Below are 20921 nucleotides of genomic sequence, written 5' to 3' on the forward strand. Positions count from 1 at the left end.
GGGTCAGTCGCAGGCGGCGGTGACGATGATTTCCACCTTCAGGATTTCGCGCGCCAGCTTGGCCTCGCCGCAGGCGCGGGCCGGGGCGTGGCCTTCGGGGACCCAGGCGTTCCAGACCTCGTTCAGCTCTGCGAAATAGGACATGTCGGAGAGCCAGATCACGGTCTGCAGCAGGCGGGTCTTGTCGCTGCCTGCCTCGGCCAGCAGGGCGTCGACCTTGGCGAGGATCTCGCGGGTCTGCTCGGCGGCGGTTTCGGCCTCGGACACCTGGCCGCTGAGGTACACAACGCCGTTGTGCTTGACGATTTTGCTGGAGCGGGCGGTAGTGCCGATGCGGGTGATGGTCATGGGATTTGCCTTTCCTTGGGTAAGCTGCCGCGGTCATAGCGGCCGCGGCAGCCGGGGGAAAGGGCGGGCAGATCAGGCCACCTGGATCAGGCCCGTCAGATCAGGCAGGTCTTGGCGGCCAGCTCATCAATCAGCACCCGCTGGTTTTCGCTGTAATCGACCGGCACGTCGATCAGATGCACGCCGCCCGCGGCAAAGGCGGCCGCGAACGTTGGCGCCAGGTCTTCGGTCCGTTCAATCCGGTGGCCGGTGGCGCCATAGCTGGCGGCGTATTGCACGAAATCGGGGTTGTTGAATTCCAGCCCCCAGTCGGCAAAGCCGACATGCGCCTGTTTCCAGCGGATCATGCCGTAGGAACTGTCGTTCAGCACCGTGACCACGAGGTTGAGGCCAAGCCGCACCGCAGTTTCCAGTTCCTGGCTGTTCATCATAAAGCCGCCGTCGCCGCAGATCGCCATCACCCGGCGGTCCGGGTTCAGAAGTGCGGCCATCATGGCCGAAGGAAGCCCTGCGCCCATGGTTGCCAGCGCGTTGTCCAACAGCACGGTGTTGGGGTGAAAGGCTTTGTAATTGCGGGCATACCAGAGCTTGTAGATGCCATTGTCGAGCGCGATGATATCGCAGTCCGCCATCACCTTACGGGTGTCGGCGACCAGCCGCTGCGGGATCACCGGGAAGCGCGGATCATCGGCGAGTTCAGTGATATGGCTGTCGGTCTCCGCCTTCATGCGCTGGAAGAAGCTGCGGTCGAAATCGAGCGGTCCGCCGAGGATGTCTCCCAACCGGGTGATGGATCCTTCCAGATCGCCCACCACCTCGGCTTGCGGGAAATAGACCTGATCGACCTGCGCCGCCTTGTAGTTCACATGGATCACTTTGGTGCCGCCCTCGGTCATGAAGAAGGGCGGTTTTTCGACCACGTCATGGCCCACGTTGATGATCAGATCGGCGCGTTCGATGGCGCAGTGGAGGTAGTCGCCGTCTGACAGCGCAGCGGTGCCGAGGAAAAGGTCCGAGCTTTCGTCGACCACCCCCTTGCCCATCTGGGTGTTGAAGAAGGGGATTTGCACCCGTTCGATGAAATCACAGAGTGCCGAGCGTGCCTTGCGGCGGTTGGCGCCGGCGCCGATCAGCACCAGTGGCATTTTGGCGGCGCGGATCATGTCAGCCGCTTCGGTCAGAACGGCCTCGTCCGGCACGGCGTAATGGCGGACGTGGGGCGGGATGACAGAGGCGTCTGTGTCCTCCGCCGCGATATCCTCGGGCAGTTCCAGCAGCACCGCGCCGGGGCGTTCTTCTTCGGCCACGCGGAAGGCCTCGCGGATCAGCGCGGGGATGGTGTTGCCGTGCACGATCTGACGCGACATCTTGCAGACCGGATCAAACAGGTTCACCACGTCGATGATCTGGAACCGGCCCTGCTTGGATTTCTTGATCGGTTTCTGCCCGGTGATCATGATCAGCGGCATCGCCCCCAGATGGGCATAGGCCGCCGGCGTGGCGAGGTTGGTGGCGCCGGGGCCAAGCGTTGCCATGCAGACGCCCGGTTTGCCGGTGAGGCGGCCATAAGTTGCCGCCATGAATCCGGCGCCCTGCTCATGCCGGGTCAGCACCAGCTTGATGTTTGAGGTGCGCAGGGAGTCCAGCAGATCAAGGTTTTCCTCACCCGGGACGCCAAAGACGTATTCGACGCCTTCGGCCTCCAGCGCGGCCACAAGAAGGTCGGAAGCTTTGGCGGGGCGGTCAGAATCTGGCATGGAGTCTCCTTTAATTTTTCTGGCGGGGCGGGTTACTGCGCGGCGTGCTGCTGGGCCTGTTCCGGGTAAAGCTCCGCCATCGAGACCGAGCGGCCGCTGTCATGCACGATCCGCGCGTGGTAGCGGCGCAAGAGCCGCGGTTCAGTAACGCCGCAGCTGTGGGCGAGGATGGTCACCTCCTTGAGCATGTTCTTGGCATAAGAGGCGACCCGTTCCGCCTTGTCGGCGGGGTCGAGGCCGAACTGCAGCTTGGGATTATGGGTGGTGATGCCGGTGGGGCAGGTGTTTTTGTTGCACTGCAGCGCCTGGATGCAGCCGAGCGCAAACATGAAGCCGCGCGCCGAATTGACGAAATCGGCGCCGGCGCAGAAGGCCCAGGCGACCTCTGACGGGTTGATCAGCTTGCCGCTGGCGCAGACCTTGATGCGCTGTCGCAGGCCGTAGCGGGTCAGCACATCCACCGCCTTGGGCAGGCTTTCGCGCAGGGGCATGCCCATGTTGTCGATCAGGCTCATCGGGGCGGCGCCGGTGCCGCCGTCGGCGCTGTCGATGGTGATGAAATCGGGGGCGCTGGCCTCGCCGCGGGAGAGGATCTCCTGGCAGAGGCCGTCGAGGAAGCCGTGGGCGCCGAGCACCGCCTTGAACCCCACGGGCTTGCCCGTGACCTCGCGCACATAGGCGATCATGTCGAGGAGTTCGCCCACGTTGGAGGCTTCGGGGTGGCGGTTGGGGCTGATCGCGTCCTCGCCCGGCGTCAGCCCGCGGATGGCCGCGATTTCCTCAGTCACCTTGGCGCCGGGCAGGATGCCGCCCTTGCCGGGCTTGGCGCCCTGGCTGAGCTTCAATTCGAACATGCGGACGGTTTCATGGGCGGCGACGGCGCGGAGTTTCTCCTCGTCAAAGCCGCCTTCGGGCTTGCGGACGCCGAACTTGCCGGTGCCGATTTGGAAGACGATGTCGCAGCCGCCCTCCAGATGGTAGGGCGACAGCCCGCCCTCGCCGGTGTTGAGCCAGATGCCGGCCTTCTTGGCGCCGCGCGACAGGGCGCGGACGGCCGGAACCGAGATGGCGCCGTAGCTCATGCCGGAGATGTTGAAGATCGACGAGGTGGTATAGGGCGTGCGCGCGTGGGGGCCGATGGTGACTTCGGCAGGCGGGGTTGTGCCGTGTTCCAGGTCCGGAAACGGCGCGTTGGCGAAATAGACGGTTCCCGCCGGGCGCAGGTCGCGGGTGGAGCCGAAGGCGACGGTGGAATCCACATTCTTGGCGGCGCGGTAGACCCAGGAGCGTTCAGCGCGGTTGAACGGCATCTCCTCGCGGTCGAGGGCAAAGAAATACTGCCGGAAGAATTCGCCCAGATGCTCGAACAAATAGCGGAAGCGGGCGATTACCGGGTAATTGCGGCGCAGGGTGCTGGCGGTCTGGGTCTTGTCGTGGATGTAGATTGCAATCACCCACAACAGGCCTGCACCCAGGGCGAAGATGAAGGCATAAGACAGGATTTCGAGCAGCGCCAGGACGGTGCTGGATATCTGGGACATGGTTTCCTTCGCTCCTTTGAGGCCGGGCTTGGGCCCGGCTTTTGCTATTCCAGACTGCGCCATCGCGGCTGAAATTGCAGCCGCGGGGCGGTCACATCCTCGGGAGCCGCAGCAGCAGTGTTCAGGATGCTGTCCCGGGACGCAACGTGCCGCCGCCCGGAAAGGTTCCGCCTGGCATTGATCTTGTTTCCGGAGTGTGCGGCAGGCGCGCAGAAGTTGTCCAGCCTTGAGAGCGGCTGGCGCCTGAGGTCCACTAATGTCTTGCCATGGCGCGTTTTTGCGGCCTATCGACGGGAATGCGCCTGATCCCGTTCCTGATATCCCTCGTGGTGACGATTGCCGTCGCGGTCGGCGTGTTCAGGGTTTCGAGCGTTTACTTCCAGTCGGAAGAGGTTTCGCAGGCCGAAGGGCCGCTGTCGCTTTATCAAAGCTCCGTTGTCGCTGAGCTGGAGCGGTTTTCCCATCTGACGCATGTGCTGGCGCGGGATGCCTCTGTCATAGGTGCCGCCGGCGGTGATGACACCGGCACGCTGAACCTGCGGCTGGAAGACTTCGCCGCCAAGGCGGGGCTGGATGCGATTTACCTGATGGACACGAACGGAGTTGCCATCGCGGCCTCCAATTTCCGCCAGCCCGGCAGTTTTGTCGGCCAGAACTACGCCTTCCGGCCCTACTTTCAGCAGGCGCTGCAAGGCGGGCAGGGGCGGTTTTATGCCATTGGCACCACAACCGGCCTGCCGGGGTATTTCATCGCCGATGCAGTGCGGGGTCCGGATGGAACGCTTGCGGGCGTGATTGCGATCAAGATCGGCTTTCAGCCGCTGGAGCAGAGCTGGAGCGGATCTGGCGAGCAGGTATTGATGGCCAATGAAGACGGGGTTGTGCTGCTGGCCTCTGACCCCGCCTGGCGGTACCGGGTGCTGGCGCCGCTGACGGCAGGGCAGCGGCAGCGTATCAAGGCGGCGCGGCAGTTTCCGGGCCAGGCGCTGGAACCGCTGGAGTGGCAGGCGGGCGAGGGGCCGCGCGCGGTGATTTCCGGGCGGGAGCAGATCCACCTGACGGCACCGATCCCGCCGCACGGCTGGACCCTGCATTACTTTGCCAGCGGCGACCGGGCGGTGGCGCGCAGCTGGCTGGTCACCTCGCTGGTTGGATTTGCCGCGGGCCTTGCACTGATCCTGTTCCAGGTGCAGCGGGCGCGCCGGATCAGCGCCGCGCTGGCGCGGTCCGAACAGGAAGAGGCGCAGCTGCGCCGGGCCAACGAACTGCTGGCGGGCGAGATCGAGGACCGCCGCACCGCGGAACGGCGGCTGAAGCGCACCCAGGATGAACTGGAGCGCGCCAGCCGCCTGGCAGCTCTGGGCAGGCTGGCCGCATCGGTGACGCATGAGCTGGGCCAGCCGATTGCCGCCATGCGGAACCATCTGGTTGCCGCGGAGATCGCTCCGGGCAATTCCGCGGCGCTGCCAGCCAGGATCGGAGCGCTGGTAGACCGGATGGAGGGGATCACCCGGCAGCTAAAGTTCTTTGCGACTCCGGATGCCGAGAGCCAAACCGCGGTTGACCTGAACGCTGCGATGCGTGCCTCTGCCGCCCTGGTTGCCCCCAATCTTGAGGAGGCGGGGGCAGAGCTGCGGCTGGATCTCTGTCCCGGCCCGGTCAGCGTGCAGGGCAGCCGCCTGCGGATCGAGCAGGTGATGACCAACCTGCTGCGCAATGCCATTGATGCCAGCGATGAAAGTGCGGCGCCGCTGATCGTGGCCCGCACCGGCGCCGAGGGGGGCGAGGCCTGGTTTGACATCAAGGACAATGGCCATGGCCTGGGCGAAGCCACGCTGGCCGACCTGCAGGAACCCTTTGTCACCACCCGCGAAAGCGGCCGGGGCATGGGCTTGGGCTTGGCGATTTCTGCCGGTATCGTGCAGGATCACGGCGGCACGATGACGGCCCGCAACAGGGACGCGGGCGGTGCGGTGTTCCGGGTCGCGTTTCCGGTCCGGCCAGCAGAGGAAGAACAGCCATGAGCAGCGCCAGGCCCTTCAGCATTCTGGTCATTGATGACGACAAGGCGATGCGCCAGTCGGTGGCGGAACTGCTGGAGGCTGCGGGCTGGCAGGTCACTGCGGCGGCACGGGCGGCGGCGGGGCAGGAGAGGCTGGCAGAGTTTCAGCCCGATGTCATCCTGTCGGATGTGCGGATGCCCGGCATGTCTGGGCTGGATCTGCTGGCCGCGCTGGATCCCGCCGCGCCACCGCTGGTGCTGATTTCCGCCCATGGCGACATTCCGATGGCCGTGAAGGCGATGCAGGACGGCGCCTACAGCTTTGTCGAAAAGCCCTATGAGCCGCGCCGTCTGCTAGCGATCCTGCGCCACGCGGCCGAACAGCACCGGATGCAGCAAAGCAACGCGCGGCTGAAGGCGCGGCTGTTTGCGCTTTCGGGGCTGGACCGGGTGCTGCTGGGACAGTCGGCGCCGGTGGTGCAGCTGCGGCAGGATACCCTGGACCTTGCGGAGACCGGCACCACGGTTTTGATCGAGGGCGAGACCGGCACCGGCAAGGAGCTGGTTGCCCGCGCGCTGCATGATCTGGGGCCAAACGCCGATGCGCCGTTTCTGGCGCTGAACTGCGCCGCGCTGTCGCCCGCCACCTTTGAAGCGGAAATGTTCGGCACCGAAGGCGGGTCCGGCGGGCGGCTGCTGGCGGCCTCGGGCGGCACGCTGTTTCTGGATGAGGTCTGCTCCTGTCCGGTCGAAGTGCAGGCCAAGCTGCTGCGGTTGATCGAAGACAAGCAGATTCTACCCGCAGGCGGCCATCTGCCGGTGCCGGTCAGCTTCCGCGTGGTATCTGCCACCAATGAGGACGTTGAATTGGCCGTGCAGGAGAACCGCCTGCGCAAGGATCTGCTGTTCCGCCTGAATACCATGGTGCTGACCCTGCCGCCGCTGCGCCAGCGCCGCGATGACCTGATGCTGCTGGCGGCGCATTTTCTGGCGCAGTTTGCGCAGCTTTACGAAACCGCCGTGCCCGATATCTCTCAGGACGATCTGACCGCGCTGCTGGCGCACGGCTGGCCGGGGAATGTGCGCGAGCTGCGCAGCGTTTGCGAGCGCCGGGTTCTGGCGGCGCGCCGCGGCGGTGGCAGCATGGCGCAAGCCATCCGCATGGATCAGCCCCCGGACGATGTGCCGGACACCCTGCGCGAGGCGGTAGCCGCGTTTGAGCGTGAACTGATCGGCAAGGCGGTGAAAGCCCACGAGGGCCGCATGGATGCTGCCGCCGAGGCGCTGGGGATCGGCCGCCGCACGCTGAACGAAAAGATTGTCAAACTGGGCCTCGACAAGGACGCCCTTCTGTAGCCCGTGCACCTTGCGGAAATCCGCAGGGCGGCCCGCAAATGCCGCGCGGTTTCCTTCATAGGCAGGTGGCCCGCCGTCCCGGATACTCCCCCAATCATATCCGCATGTTTCTGGGAGGAGCACTGATGCGCACTTATCTCAAGGGGGCCGCGCTGGCCGCCCTCACCGCCGCCTTTGGCACCGAAGCCCTGGCCACCGAATGGAACGTCTCGCTGTGGGGCAAGCGCCGGGCCTTTACCGAGCACGTCGAGAAACTGGCCGATCTGGTCAGCGAAAAGACCGGGGGCGAATTCACACTGAACATCAGCTATGGCGGGCTTTCGAAGAACAAAGAAAACCTCGATGGCATCTCCATCGGCGCCTTTGAAATGGCCCAGTTCTGCGCCGGCTACCACCGCGATAAGAACCCGACCATCACCGTGCTGGAGCTGCCGTTCCTGGGGGTGACATCGCTGGAGCAGGAAATCGCCGTCTCGCAAGCGGTCTACCAGCACCCGGCAGTGCAAAAGGATCTGGCCCGCTGGAACGCAACCCTGCTGATGCCTTCGCCGCTGCCGCAATACAATCTGGTCGGCACAGGCGATGTGCCCGGCACGCTGAAGGACTTTGAAGGGCTGACCGTGCGCGCAACCGGCGGTATCGGCAAGGCGATGGAAGCGGTCGGCGCGGTGCCCACCTCGATGTCGGCCACCGAGGTGCGCCAGGCAATGGACAGCGGCATCGTCAAGGCGGTGGCCTTTGCGCCGCACGCGCATATGTCCTTTGGCACCATCGAAAACGGCACCTGGTGGACCACCAACCTGAACCCCGGCACGGTGAACTGCCCGGTGGTGGTGAACACCGATGCGCTTGACAGCCTGTCCGATGAACACCGCGAAGCGCTGCTGGGCTCGGTGGATGAGGCGCTGGCCCATTACGTTGATTTCTACAAGTTCAACTCGCTGGACACCTGGGAACCTGCGCTGGATGCCGCCCGGATTGAGCTGGTGACCTTCCCGGATGCGGAAATCGCCGCCTTCAAGGAGGCCGCCGCAGCACCCGCTGCCAAGGCCTGGATCGAGGAAAACGCCGCCCGCGGCCTGCCTGCGCAGGAACTTTACGATCTGGTGACAGGCCTGATCGCCGACGGCAGCTGACCCTGCCGCGCCCCGCAGCCGCGCGTTGCGGGGCCACTGCTTTTTTCCTGAAAAACTGATGGAGTCCCGCCATGGCCGGCTCATCCCTCGTGCTGACAGACGGCAGCCGTCTCAGCGCGCTTGACCAGAACCTCTACCGCTTGGAAAAACCCCTTGCCCTGCTCAGCGGCCTGGCGGTGTTTTCCCTGATGCTGCTGGCCGTTGGCTCTGTCGGCGGGCGCAATTTGTTCAACAGCCCGCTGCCGGGGTACGTGGACTGGATCGAGCAGGCGATGCCGCTGATTGCCTTCATGGGTATTTCGTTCACCCAGCGCGACGGCGGCCATATCCGCATGGATATGCTGGTGGGCGCCCTGAGGGGGCGGGCGCTGTATCTGGCCGAATTTCTGACCACCGCCGCTGTGCTGATCCTGATGCTGCTGATGGTCTGGGGCAGCTGGGCGCATTTTCAGCGCAGTTTCGACTTTGCTGCGCCGTGGTGGAGCGCCGACAGCTCGATGGATATCTCGCTGCCGCTCTGGCCTGCGAAACTGCTGGCGCCGGTAGCGTTCAGCGTGCTGTGCCTGCGCCTTTCACTGCAGCTCTGGGCCTATGGCCGTGCTTTGCGCAGCGGCACGGACAGGCCCGTTGCCGTCCCGATGATTGCCGATGCCGCCACCCAGGCGGCGATGGAGGCGGATCACGTCTCCGGCCACGACAGCTGAGGAATTTCTGACATGGAACCGATTGAAATTGGGCTGATCGTTTCAGCCGGGCTGCTGGTGATGGTGATCCTGGGCATGCGGGTGGCCTTTGCCGCTGCTGCTGCCGGGATGATTGGCCTGATCTGGATTTTCTGGGCCAAGTTCGGCTATGACCCGGCGCGGTTCACCAAGGCGCTGACCATCGCGGTCAAGACCGCAGGCCAGGTGCCGCATTCCAAGGTGTCCAGCCAGGCGCTGAGCCTCATCCCGACGTTCATCCTGATTGGCTATCTCGCCTATTACGCGGGCCTGACCAAGGCATTGTTCGAGGCCGCCAAGCGCTGGATGGCCTGGGTTCCGGGCGGGCTGGCGGTCTCCACCGTCTTTGCCACCGCGGGGTTTGCCGCCGTGTCCGGCGCAAGCGTGGCCACCTCCGCCGTCTTTGCCCGCATCGCCATCCCGGAGATGCTCAAGATCGGCTATGACAAGCGCTTTGCCGCCGGTGTGGTGGCAGCGGGCGGCACCCTGGCATCGCTGATCCCGCCCTCGGCCATTCTGGTGATCTATGCGATCATCGTTGAACAGGATGTGGGCAAGCTGTTGCTGGCAGGCTTCATTCCCGGGGCGTTTTCGGCAGTGATCTATGGTCTCTTGATCGTTGGCATGGCGATGGTGATCAAGGACTTCGGGCCGCGCGTCACCGGTTTCACCTGGCGCCAGAGGTTTGCGGCATTGCCGCCTGCGCTGCCGATCGTGTTTGTCGTCGTGACCATCATCTTCTTTGTCTACAACCCCTTTGGCGGCGACGCCTGGGGCACCCCGACCGAGGGCGGGGCAATCGGGGCGTTTGTGGTGTTCCTGATGGCCCTGCGCCACGGCATGCGCTGGCGGGAACTGAAGGATGCGCTCTTGGAGACCGCCAAGCTGAGCGTGATGATCTTCACCATCATATGGGGGGTGCTGATCTATGTGCGGTTCCTCGGCTTTGCCGATCTGCCCGGTGCCTTTGCCGATTGGATCACCTCGCTGACCATGAGCCCGATGCTGATCCTGATCTGCATTCTGCTGGCCTATGCGGTGCTGGGGATGTTCATGGATGCAATCGGGATGCTCTTGCTGACGCTGCCGGTGGTCTACCCGGCGGTGATGGCGCTCAATGGCGGCGAGGCGGTTTCCGCCGCGGACAGCGCCTTTGGCATGTCCGGCCCGATGTGCGCGATCTGGTTCGGCATCCTGGTGGTGAAAATGGCCGAGTTCTGCCTGATCACCCCGCCCATCGGCCTCAACTGCTTTGTGGTGGCGGGCGTGCGCGATGACCTGAGCGTGCAGGACGTGTTCAAGGGGGTGACACCTTTCTTTATAGCCGATGCGGTGACCATTGCGCTGCTGGTGGCCTTCCCGGCGATTGTACTGTGGCTGCCGGGGCAGGTCTGACACGTCTTTGATGCGCTGAACCGGGCCGCCTGCTGCTGGGCGGCCCGGCTGATTTCAGCGGAAGGTCAGCCGGAAACAGGCGCCGCTGCTGGAGGGGATGACACTCAGGGTGCCGCCGAGGGCCTCTGCCGTTGCCTTGACGATGTTGAGGCCCATGCCGGTGCCGCCGCTGTCCCGCCGGGTGGTGAAGAAGGGCTGCAGGATCTTGTCTGCGTTGCCTTCACTGATGCCGGGGCCGTCGTCTGCGATCTGAAGACAGGTGGCGGTGCCGTCCTGACAGGCGGACAGCACGGCCTGTTTGGCGCCGTGCTGCTGTGCGTTTTCCAGAAGATGGGTGAGGATGATCTGCAGGGTGCGCGGCGCCACTGGCAGCGGCAGGCTGCCGTTCTCCAGCTTGACCGCAAGGGCCGGGAAGGTTTGCGAAAACTGGGCCTGGAGTTCGTTCAGGCAGCAGCTTCCTGCCATGGCGCTCTGATCTGCCAGGCTGAAGGCGCGCATGTTGGCCAGCAAATCCTCCATCCTCTTGCCGCCCTTGTCTACGGTGTCGAGCAGCCGGTGCCGTTGTGCCGGGGGCAGATCGTCGTCGCGCAGCAGTTCTGCAGCGCCTTTCAGAGCCGTAAGCGGCGATTTCAGCTCATGAGTCACATGGGCGGTGTAGGTTTTCAGTGCGTCCTGCTTGCTTTGCAGGCGGCCGGTCAGAGACTGGAAGCTGCGGCTCAGCTCTTCGATTTCGCGGGTGCCGAGCTGGTCCGGCGGCTCCCACATCTGGCTGCCGTGGCCGGCCAGCTGGCTGCGCTGGATCAGCAACTGGATCGGGCGGGTGATGAAGCGCCAGAACACATAGCCGATCAGTATGGTGGAAAGGGCAATAAAACCCGCGGCCTTGGCAAGATTGAAGCGCTCGCCATAGAGAAAGCGGAAGATGTGGTTCGGGGTGCGGCTGAGGTAGACCGCGCCGATCAGGGTCTGGTCCGCATAGACCGGCATCGCCACAAAGACGCGCACGCGGGCGCCGCGGCTGAGAGTGTAAAGCGCGGGCGGCGCGTCCTCGCGCAGGCGGGTGCGCGCAACAGAGACGGTTTCGCCTGCCAGCGCGCCCTGCACCTCCTCCACATGGCCCAGAAAGGTGCCGGTTTCAGCGGTGCCTGCAAAGACGTTGCCGCGGGCGTCAAGAAACCGGTAGCCGGCCAGCGTCTGCGCCTGTGCGGCATTGGCAATGCGGGTCAGCGGGGTTGCGATCTTCCGGTAAGGGGCGCCCGCAGGACCAGAGAGCGGTTTTGCGTCGGGGCGGGGCGGCAGGACGGTTTCGCTGTTGACGGACAGCGACGGAAACACCGCGTGCTCGCCGGAGACCGGGCGCCCGCGGGGCGGCTTGGTGCCAGCTGCGCCTGCATAAAGCTCGGCATAGGCCGCCGACATCACCGCGGCCTGGGTCAGCAGGCTTTCCTCGGTCTGCTGCACCAGCTGGCTGTCGTAGAAGCGGAACAGGATCAACCCGGCAAAGGGCAGGCAAAGGACCAGCGCCAGCACCAGAAGCACCACAGCCCAGAGCCGCGGCCGCCATTTGCGGGTCAGCCCGTTTCGGGCCAGTGTGTTGCGATTCAGGCTGGGGTGCATGCGCCCATCCTGAGGCCGACGCCGTGCACGGTCACGATCCCCTCGGCGCAGCCCGCCTGCGCCAGCTTGGCGCGGATGTTGCGGATGTGGCTGTCGATGGTGCGGTCGGAGACATGGATGTTGTAGCCATACAGCGCATCCACCAGCTGCGCCCGCGACAGCACCCGGTCCGGGCGGGCCATCAGGGTTGCCAGCAGCCGGAACTCCGACCCGGTCAGGGACACTGGCACAGCGGCAAAACGGCAGAGGTGGCGCTCCGCATTCAACTCCAGGCTGCCCTGCGCCAGCACCGCTTCGGGCTGTGCCGGGGCGGCGGGGGCGCTGCGTTTCAGGATCGCCTTGATCCGGGCCACCAGTTCACGCGGGGAGAAGGGTTTGGTCAGGTAGTCGTCGGCGCCCAGCTCCAGCCCGACGATGCGGTCGATCTCGTCATCACGGGCGGTGAGGAACAGGATCGGCACGTCGGAGGATTTGCGGATCTCGCGGCAGACTTCCAGCCCGTCCATTTCCGGCAGGCCGATGTCCAGCACGATCAGGTCGGGGTTTTCCTCCCGGCTCGCGTTCAGCGCGGCGAGGCCGTCACTGGCAAAAAGCGTCTCAAAGCCTGCCTTTTCCACCGCGAAGCCGGTCACCTCAAGGATATCGGGATCGTCATCGACAACAAGAATGCGGGCTGGCATCAAATGGGGTCCTTCAATTTTGCCGCTGATAATAGGCTTGGATCCGCCACCTCCGAAAGCCCCATTCGCGCCAGTTGGTGATGGCGGTCTTGTAGAGGTCATAGTGCATTGCGCTGCCGCAGACCTGCTGTCCGGTTTCGGTTTCAAAGGCATGGACAGCGGGGTAGGCACCGGCACCGAGGCTGCAGATGTAATATGTGTCCTGTTTCACCAGCGTACTGCCGTGGGTCAGGTTGTAGCGGGCGATGACCTCGGCGAAGTTCACGAAACCGCAGATGTAGAGGGTTCCTGCAAGGGCGGCAAAGCAGCGGCGCAGCAGCCAGGCATTGCCGTGGCCGCGGCGGATTTGCATCACGGTCAGAACCAGCCCTGCCAGCACCAGCGCCATCCAGATGAAGGCAGCAATCCGCAGGTAAGTCAGCGCATAGGCTCCGACATAATGATGCAGCCGGATGGCGGCGGTCAGCACCAGGAACATGTTCTGCGCCAGCCAGAGGTAGACCAGAGCGCGCAGGGTTCTGTCGGCGCCAGTCATGCTGCGCGTCACCAGCGTGAACACACCGGCCAGCAGTGCCGTCACCACCAGCGGATAGGATCCACGGTGGGCGTAAGAAGCATAGCTCATCCCTTCAGGCAGGGAGACGCCGCCGGTCAGAATGCCAAGATCCATCACCGTTTGGACCAGAAACAGCAGGTTGAACAGCACCAGCGAATTGCGCACCGAAACCGGGTTGATCAGAAAGGCGGCCCGGCTGGGGCCTGCCTTTTGCACGGAAACGGGCGGTGCTGCACTGCCCAGCCATGTCCCGCTGAGGTTGAGGCAGGGCCACAGCAGCGCTGCCATCACGGTCCAGAACAGGAGCCGCAGCCAGAATTCCAGCTCGAACAGGCGGCCCGGGTCCAGCTCTGCCAGAACCTCCTCCAGCACCGGGTTGGCGGCGGCCAGAAGCATCAGAAAAACCGCGCCCATGAGCAGCGGCAGCGCCATCGCTGCCGCCTGGCGGCGGGCGCCTGAGCTGAGGTCCGTGGCGGGCATGGCGCGGAATGCATCGCGCAGCAGCAGCGTGGCGCCGATGGTCGGCAGGCGCAGGGCGGTGCGCAGCGCCAGACGTTCGCTGGCGGCCTGGCCGTAGACCGCCCAGACCACAAGGCAGACCAGACCGCCGAGGCTGAACAGAACCGACAGGAACTGCAGCTCAATGGCGGCGGGCAGATTGCTGAGCACAGCAAAACCTGCCGCACCGGCCCATTCCCGGGCTGTTGGCCGCCGCGGTTTCATCGCCATGACGGCAGCAGAGAGGATCAGCGCAAAAACCGCAACCGAGATGCCTGCGGGCTGTTCCCAGAACAGCCAGTCGGCAACTGCAACCAGGGCCGCCAGAAGCGGTATCGCATGGCGGATCCGTAAAGCGGCGATGAGCGGCCCGCCGTCCCGCGGGCGGCGGTGCGGAGCCTGCGGCGGCCCGTCCGCCGTTTCCAGCCACCACCCATCCAGCCTGATGCTGTCGGGCACCCCGTGAATAACCAGTTCCTGCCTCATGTCCTGTCTCCTGCTCTCAAATCTCTTTGCCAGGCAGGATGAGGCCCGCGCTTGCAGCTTTGGCGTGCTGTCTCCGCAGGTTTCAGGGGGCTTTTGTGCAGATTTCGTGCAGGGATGAAGTGTCCGCTGCTTGCCTTTGAAGGGAGAGATTCCGCGGGCTTCCCCAGGGTATGCCTCTGCAGTTTTCGGCTGCGGGTGCAGCGGGCCGCCTTCTCGGCGCCGTCGCGGCAGGCCGAGACGTGCTGCAGTCAGCGGTCCATCTTTTGTTCCGCAAAGGCCCGGGCCGCGGCCACCGCCTGCTGGTCCGGTTCAGCCCCGGTGAAGCCCAGCAGGTAGCCTTCCAGCCGGGCGGTGCGGGCCTGCATAGGCTCGCGCACTTCCAGTGCGTGGTAGCCGCATTGCATGAAGTAAAGGATCCGGGCGCGGGCCTCAGCTTCATAGGCGGAGTAGTCGTGGCGTTCGAACATCGCCGTCACCGCAGCCAGCCGCTGCGCATCCGCCGCGTCGATCCGGTTGCGCACCTTGCCGTCGCGGCGCGACCATTCGCGCACCGCAAAATCCAGGGAAGCGTCGAACAGGTCCGGGTCGACAAAACAGCGGAAGAAATTGCAGACCGCCCAGGAGATATTGGCGGCGGGCAGGTCGCAATGGTCGAGGATGGGCGCGGTGTTGCGTGCCTCCCAGTCGTCCAGCAGCGCCTCCAGAAGGTGTTTGCGGCTCTTGAAGTACCAGTAGAAGCTGGAGCGCGATACGCCGAGCCGTTCGCCGATCGCCAGCACCTTGACCCCGGCCACCCCTTCGCTGACCAGCAGGTCGCGGGCCACGTTCAGCCAGTCCTCCGGCGTGACCTTCACATGGCCGCTGAGGGGTTCCTTCTCGGGGTTGTCCCGGTGCAGTACCGGGGCGGCGCGTCTGGCCATGTCAGCTCTCCGGCGGGGCGCCGCCTTCTGCGGTGCGCTTGGCGATGAAGGCTTGCAGCGCTTCAGCGCGGGTTTCGTCCGTCACAGGCCGGGTATCATGGGCGAGGATCTCCTTCCAGACCCGGGTGGCACGCTGGCTGGCGTCCAGACTGCCGCGTTCGGTCCAGGTGCCGAAATTGGCATAATCATGCACCACGGGTTCGTAGAATTCCGTACTGTAGCGCTCCATGGTCTGGGGCGCGGCAAAGAAATGCCCCTGCGGCTCCACCTGTGTCAGGGCGCTGGCGTAGCCGATTTCGTCTGTCCCGGCCTGGGCGCCTGCGCAAAGTTCGGCAATCATGTTCAGGACTTCGGCGTCGGTGACCAGTTTTTCGTAGGAGACGGACAGCCCGCCCTCCAGCCAGCCGGCCGAGTGAATGATCACGGTGGCGCCGGCCATCAGGCAACCCCAGAGCCCCATCTGGTTTTCATTGGCCGCCTGCACGTCGTTGCAGTTTGACGCGGACCCGGCGGCAGAGCGCCAGGGCAGACCAAGGTGCCGCGCCAGCTGGCCTGCGGCCAGGGAGGCTTGGAAATGCGCGGGCGTGCCGAATGCAGGCGCGCCGGATTTCATGTCCACGTTGGAGGTGAAAGTGCCATAACAGACCGGCGCGCCGGGATTAGCCAGTTGGGTGAGAGTGAGCGCGGCCAGCACCTCCGCATGGCTGAGGGTGATCGCGCCCGCGACGGTGATCGGTGCCATTGCACCCATCAGGGTGAAGGGCGTGATGATCGAGACCTGCCCGTGGTGTGCAAAGTCGATGAGGCCTTGCGCCATCGGAATGTCCAGCGTGCGCGGGCTGTTGGTGTTGATGATGGTGTAGCATCGCGGCTCCGACTGGAACTCCGCGTCAGACAGCCCGCGGAAGTCGCGGATCATCTCGAAGCAGTCCATCACCTGCGGCGTGCCGCGTGAGAAGATGAAGGGGAACTTGTCGGTCCGGGTCATCTGCGCCTCAGTGGTGAAGTAATGGCGCAGATGGATGGGGACGTCCTGCGGTTCCACCTGGGGGGAGATCATGTGGAAGACGTCGAAGTGATGGGTAAGCTGCAGGTATTCCAGGTAATCCCGGGCTGAGCCGGGGCGGCGGCCGCGTTCCAGATCGGTGGCATTTGGCGCGCCTGCCCCTGCCTGGAACACCAGGCTGCCCAGCTCCAGCGTGATATCGCGCTCCCGTGCGCCCGCCCGGCAGGTGATTGAGCGGGGGGCAGTGGCCAGCGCCGCCTCCACCATGTCGCGGCCGATATAGACCATTTCGCTGTCTTCATCGACGCGGGCGCCGCCTTTGGCATAGACTTTGCGCGCCTCCGGCAGCAAAACCTTCATGCCCAGTTCCTCGAGCATCTTCAGCGCGGTTTCATGCATGTCCGCGATCTGATGCGCCGGGAAGACCTCTATTTGCGGGAAGGGGTTTCTTAGCTGGCGGTAGTTTGTGGTGCGTTGCGGGGCAGGGGCGGTGTCGCCCCCGCGTCCCCGCCGTCTGCGCCCGCGTTGGTTGCCTTCATTCTCAAAGGTCATCGGATCAGCCTCTCATCGCTTTGCCGGAGGGGTCGTAGGGGGAGGGGGCAATCACGCGCGCAGGGCGTTCCTGCCCCACGATATGCACGGTCAGTTCCGTTCCTTCGGCGGCTGCGTTGCGGTCCACCATCGCCATGGCGAGCGACTTGCCCGTGGTGTGGCCATAGCCGCCGGAGGTGACAAAGCCGACGCGGGTTCCGCTCTGCCAGACGGGTTCATAGCCGCTGGCGTCTGCATCCGTGGCGTCCACCTCAAGGGTCACAACAACCTGACCCGGGCCGCCCGCGTCGCGTTCCTTCATCGTGGCGGCGCGGCCGATGAAGTCCTTGTTCCAGTCAATCCAGCGGTCCATGCCGGTCTGCGCTGCGGTGTAGCCTTGGGTGAATTCAGCGCTCCAGATGCCAAAGCTTTTTTCCAGTCGCAGGCTCAGGAGCGCGTTGAAGCCGACTTCGCGGAGGCCAAGGTCTGCACCGGCCTCCAGCAGCGTTTCGCGCAGGGTGATGTGCTCGGCAGCGGAGCAGTGGAGTTCGTAGCCCAGTTCCCCCGCGACCGAGAGGCGGCCCACCTTGAGGCGCAGCATGCCGATGTCGAAGGTGCCGCAGCCCATGAAGGGCAGGTCTGCGATGGGGCCATCCGTCAGCTTTTCCAAGACCTTGCGGCTGTTCGGGCCGGAGAGGCTGAAGCCGGTGACGGCATCGGTCACGTCGCGCACCCCGACGTCCTCTCCCATATGGTCCTGGAACCAGCGCATGTGCCATTCGCGCAGGTAGTAGCTGCCCATGATCCACCAGCTGCCGTCCCCCCAGTTGAACACGGTGAGGTCGCCCTTGAGGCGGCCCTCAGGCGACAGCATCGGCGCCAGTTTGGCGCGGCCAGGGGCGGGGAGTTTCGACGCCATGAGGCGGTTGAGCCAGGCCACGGCGCCTGCACCTGAGACCTCAAACCGGGAGAAGGCGGAAATGTCGAGGAGGCCCACGGCCTCGCGCACCGCCTTGCATTCCTCTGCGACGATGCCAAAGGCGTTGGAGCGCTTTAGGGTCGGGGTTTCGGTAAAGTCTTCCGACGGGGCGAAATAGAGCGGGATCTCCAGCCCGTAGCTTGCACCCCAGCGGCAGCCAGCGGCGGTCATACCGTCATAGGCGGGTGCCTTTTTCAGCGGGCGGCCTGCGGGCAGTTGCTCATTCGGGTAGGTCATCACGAAGCGGCGGGTGTAGAACTGGCCGGTGGTTTCCTTGATGAAACGCTTGTTCTGCGCATAGTCGCCGAAACGCGCCACATCCATGCCGAACACATCCGCCTCCGGCTCGCCGTGGATCATCCATTCGGCCAGCGACTTGCCGACGCCGCCGCCCTGCAGGAAACCGGCCATCACGCCGCAGGCGCACCAGTAGCCGGGCTTGCCGCGCACCGGGCCCACCAGCGGGTTGCCGTCGGGGGCAAAGGTGAAGGCGCCGTTGACCCAGGTTTTGACCCCGGTGGTTTGCAGCGCCGGGTAGCGTTCGAAACCGAGGGTCAGCTCCCTTTCGATCCGGTCGGGGTCTTCCTGCTGCAGCTCGAACCCGTATTCCCAGGGCGCGCCGTCCATCATCCAGTGCTCATGGTCGATCTCGTAGATGCCCAGCAGGATGCCCTTCTGATCCTGCCGCATATAGGTGAAGCCTTCGAGGTCCACGGTCATCGGCACCTCGAAGTCGAGCTGTTCCAGCTCGGGGATGGTGTCGGAGATCAGGTAGTGGTGGTTGAGCGGCGAGACTGGCAGTTCCACCCCCGCCATCCGGCCCACCTGCTTGGCCCAAAGACCTGCGGCATTGACCACATGCTCGGCATGGATGGTGCCCTTTTCGGTCACCACCTGCCAGCCGCCCTCCACCTGGTGCAGTTCCAGCACCCGGTTGTGCTCGATCACCTCGGCGCCGCGTTTCTTGGCAGCCCCGGCATAGGCGTGCACGGTGCCGGTGGTGTCGACATAGCCCTCGCGGTCGGCCCACATGCCGCCGAGGATGCCCTCGGTGGACATGATCGGGCATAGCTCGCCAGCCTCCTGGGGGGTGATCAGGCGGCAGTCGTCGATGCCGATCGACTGGAAAGTGCGGTAGGCCGATTGCAGCCATTCCCAGCGGTCCGGGGTGCCTGCCAGCGTCATGCCGCCGGTCATATGCATGCCGACGGACTGGCCGGATTCCTGTTCGATCTCGGATAAGAGGTCGATGGTATAGGCCTGCAAGCTGGCGATGTTGGGGTCTGCGTTCAATGCGTGAAATCCGCCTGCCGCGTGCCAGCTGGATCCTGCTGTCAGCACCGAGCGCTCGATCAGGCAGACATCGGTCCAGCCGAATTTCGCCAGGTGGTAGAGGACGGAGGTGCCGACAACACCGCCCCCAATGACAACGGCACGATAGTGCGACTTCATGGCTTTGCTCCCTGTCTGCCGTCACCGGGCAGGCGGGGATCTCCCCCGAATCCGCCCTTTGGACATTTCTGTCCAATTCATCGACGATCCTGGACAGTCTTGTCCAGAGAAAATTTCAGGGTCTCACGCGAGGATGCTATTCGGCGGGTGTGCCGCTACTGACCTGGGTTTCCGCCCAGGTGCCGGTGCGCAGGGTTTGAGCGGCAAACCTTCCCGGGCCGGTTCGCCAGGGCAGGGCGGCTTCCAGCCACAATCCCTTGTGAAGGGTAAAGCGCCAGCCGCGCTGTGCGCGTTCAAAGGCGGTCACGTCCGGATGGTCTTCTTCCAGCAGCTCCACCGTGCCGGTCAGCAGCAGAAGGCTGCCGGTCTCGAAGTTCGGGAAGGCCAGGCCTGCGCGCGGGTTCAGCAGGAAATTTCCCAGCGTGTTGAAGTGGTTGTTGCCGCGAAAATCCGGGATGGTGAGGGTCTTGCCCGCCACCCGGACAAAGCCGGGCCGCCCGCCGCGGTGGGAGACATCGACACCCTCGCGATCCGGGTTCGCGGCGGCGGGGATGTGGCTGGCGACAAAGAATGTGTCGGCCTGGGCGATCCGCGTGCTGTGCTCCGGCGGCAGTGTGGTAAAGGCCTGTGGGCGCGCGGGGGCCGCGTCATTGGCAGGGGTCAGATCGCGCTCCTGGATGTACTGCGGGCAATTGCCAAAGGACTGGTCGACCCGCAAGGTGAAGCCGTCGCGGCTTGCCGAAACCACGCGCCCGTTCAGCCGGTTGCGGCGGCGGCTGTGCAGCTCGATCCCTAACAACCCCAGCGGTGCGCCCTCGCGGATGGCGGCTTGGACCGGATCCCCGGCAGTTCCGTTCAGCGAGACCTGCAGGTGTTCCGGGTCGGGCGAGACGGCAAAGCCGGGCGCACCGCTGAGCAGGTTGGCCCAGGGCCAGCCGTCATCGTCCACGGCGCCGGCCGCCAGGAACGGCAGCTGGGCGAAGAACTCCCGGTGCTCCTCAGGCATGAAGGGGCGGATCATCCGGCGGCCCAGGGTCTCTGCCATGCCGCGCTTGCCTGCGCGGCGCTGCATTTCCTGTTCGCCCGCGTGGAAAGGCGAGGGGCTTTCTGGGTCATGGGGCATGGGAACCTCCTGTGGCTGGAGAAATGCGGCGGCGGCCCGTCAGGCCGCCGCCTGCAGGATCAGGCCGCGAGGCCAACCTTGGTTGCGGGCATCGGCTTGAAGCCTTTCAAGCCTTCGATATTGGCCAGTAGGGCGCGGACATTGGCGTAGGGCTCCAGCGAGATGCCGCCCTCCGGTGCGTGGGCGACGTAGGAATAGACGGCCACGTCTGCGATGGTGGGGGTGTCGCCAACCAGGAACCGGCGGCCCGCCATATGGGCGTCGATCTTGCCCAGCACGCGGGCCGCAACGGTTGCGCAGAAGTCTGCATCCAGTGGCGCATTGAAGACGTTGATCAGCCGCGCCGCCGCCGGGCCAAAGGCAATCTCGCCTGCCGCAAGGGTCAGAAACTTCTGCACCTCGGCCTCTTGGACCGGATCGGAGGGCAGCCAGGACGGCGCGTATTTGCGGGCGAGGTAGACCAGGATGGCGTTGGAATCGCTGATGACGGTTTCACCGTCCTCGATCACCGGCACCTGGCCTGCGGGGTTCAGCGCCAGGAAGGGCGGCTGTTTGTGCTCGCCAGCGGCGAGGTCGACGTTCACAACCTCATGGGCGAGGCCGGTGAGGCTGGCGAACAGCTCCACCCGGTGGGCGTGGCCGGAAAGGGGGAAGCTGTGGATGCGGATCTGATGTGCCATGTCTGGGGTCCTTTGCTGCGGCAGGGGCCGCTGTTTTCTGATGACACCCGGTAGATACACTGTGCCGTGCATGGCGATAATATTCCAATTCATGGAATGATTGTGTATATGTCGTTCATAACTGATGCCGGAGGCT

General features: G+C 64.8%; 16 protein-coding genes. 5 read left to right on the plus strand and 11 right to left on the minus strand.

The annotated features are described in order from the left end of the window. Positions 1-3: 3 nt before the first annotated feature. From GC1_RS21460 to GC1_RS21470, 3 genes are all read right to left on the minus strand, one after another. Positions 4-348 carry a RidA family protein gene (locus GC1_RS21460; RefSeq protein WP_019297425.1) on the minus strand — a complete coding sequence of 115 codons (345 nt, stop codon included), beginning with the start codon at positions 346-348 and terminating at the stop codon, positions 4-6. 95 nt (positions 349-443) lie between these two features. Next, positions 444-2105, minus strand: coding sequence for an acetolactate synthase large subunit (locus GC1_RS21465; protein ID WP_019297424.1), 1662 nt, complete (start codon positions 2103-2105; stop codon positions 444-446). Positions 2106-2137: 32 nt separating this feature from the next. Beyond that, positions 2138-3646, minus strand: coding sequence for an FMN-binding glutamate synthase family protein (locus GC1_RS21470; protein ID WP_019297423.1), 1509 nt, complete (start codon positions 3644-3646; stop codon positions 2138-2140). A gap of 266 nt (positions 3647-3912) precedes the next feature. Between GC1_RS21470 and GC1_RS21475 the strand changes: the two genes are divergently transcribed. From GC1_RS21475 to GC1_RS21495, 5 genes are all read left to right on the plus strand, one after another. Beyond that, positions 3913-5670, plus strand: coding sequence for a sensor histidine kinase (locus GC1_RS21475; protein ID WP_237754661.1), 1758 nt, complete (start codon positions 3913-3915; stop codon positions 5668-5670). Beyond that, the gene (locus tag GC1_RS21480) at positions 5667-7004 is read left to right on the plus strand and encodes a sigma-54-dependent transcriptional regulator (protein WP_019297421.1); all 1338 of its coding nucleotides are present in this window, start codon (positions 5667-5669) and stop codon (positions 7002-7004) included. Before GC1_RS21475 ends, GC1_RS21480 begins: the two co-directional genes overlap by 4 nt. Positions 7005-7129: 125 nt before the next feature. Continuing rightward, positions 7130-8140, plus strand: a complete 1011-nt coding sequence (locus tag GC1_RS21485) for a C4-dicarboxylate TRAP transporter substrate-binding protein (RefSeq protein ID WP_019297420.1) — start codon at positions 7130-7132, stop codon at positions 8138-8140. Between the two features lie 71 nt (positions 8141-8211). Then, positions 8212-8844 carry a TRAP transporter small permease subunit gene (locus GC1_RS21490; RefSeq protein ID WP_019297419.1) on the plus strand — a complete coding sequence of 211 codons (633 nt, stop codon included), beginning with the start codon at positions 8212-8214 and terminating at the stop codon, positions 8842-8844. Positions 8845-8856: 12 nt separating this feature from the next. Then, positions 8857-10257: a TRAP transporter large permease gene (locus GC1_RS21495; protein ID WP_039135870.1), complete on the plus strand. Its 1401-nt coding sequence runs from the start codon at positions 8857-8859 to the stop codon at positions 10255-10257. Positions 10258-10311: 54 nt separating this feature from the next. Here the strand turns inward: GC1_RS21495 and GC1_RS21500 are convergent, their stop codons facing one another. From GC1_RS21500 to GC1_RS21535, 8 genes are all read right to left on the minus strand, one after another. Next, positions 10312-11874, minus strand: coding sequence for a sensor histidine kinase (locus GC1_RS21500; protein ID WP_019294616.1), 1563 nt, complete (start codon positions 11872-11874; stop codon positions 10312-10314). Beyond that, entirely contained in the window at positions 11859-12554 is a 696-nt protein-coding gene (locus GC1_RS21505; protein ID WP_019294615.1) for a response regulator transcription factor, read from the minus strand. Before GC1_RS21505 ends, GC1_RS21500 begins: the two co-directional genes overlap by 16 nt. A gap of 13 nt (positions 12555-12567) precedes the next feature. Then, positions 12568-14094 (minus strand): DUF4153 domain-containing protein, encoded by a 1527-nt coding sequence (locus GC1_RS21510; protein ID WP_019294614.1) that lies wholly within the window; start codon positions 14092-14094, stop codon positions 12568-12570. 248 nt (positions 14095-14342) lie between these two features. Further along, positions 14343-15014 (minus strand): TetR/AcrR family transcriptional regulator, encoded by a 672-nt coding sequence (locus GC1_RS21515; protein WP_019294613.1) that lies wholly within the window; start codon positions 15012-15014, stop codon positions 14343-14345. Between the two features lies 1 nt (position 15015). Further along, positions 15016-16572: a trimethylamine methyltransferase family protein gene (locus GC1_RS21520; protein WP_019294612.1), complete on the minus strand. Its 1557-nt coding sequence runs from the start codon at positions 16570-16572 to the stop codon at positions 15016-15018. A 4-nt stretch (positions 16573-16576) separates the two neighbouring features. After that, the gene (locus GC1_RS21525) at positions 16577-18982 is read right to left on the minus strand and encodes a GcvT family protein (protein ID WP_019294611.1); all 2406 of its coding nucleotides are present in this window, start codon (positions 18980-18982) and stop codon (positions 16577-16579) included. A 136-nt stretch (positions 18983-19118) separates the two neighbouring features. After that, a complete protein-coding gene (locus GC1_RS21530; protein WP_019294610.1) occupies positions 19119-20105 on the minus strand; it encodes a pyridoxamine 5'-phosphate oxidase family protein in 987 nt (328 codons plus the stop codon). A 59-nt stretch (positions 20106-20164) separates the two neighbouring features. Beyond that, positions 20165-20785: a glutathione S-transferase family protein gene (locus GC1_RS21535; protein ID WP_019294609.1), complete on the minus strand. Its 621-nt coding sequence runs from the start codon at positions 20783-20785 to the stop codon at positions 20165-20167. Positions 20786-20921: the final 136 nt, after the last annotated feature.

Source organism: Leisingera sp. ANG1, assembly GCF_000203975.2.
GTDB lineage: Bacteria > Pseudomonadota > Alphaproteobacteria > Rhodobacterales > Rhodobacteraceae > Leisingera.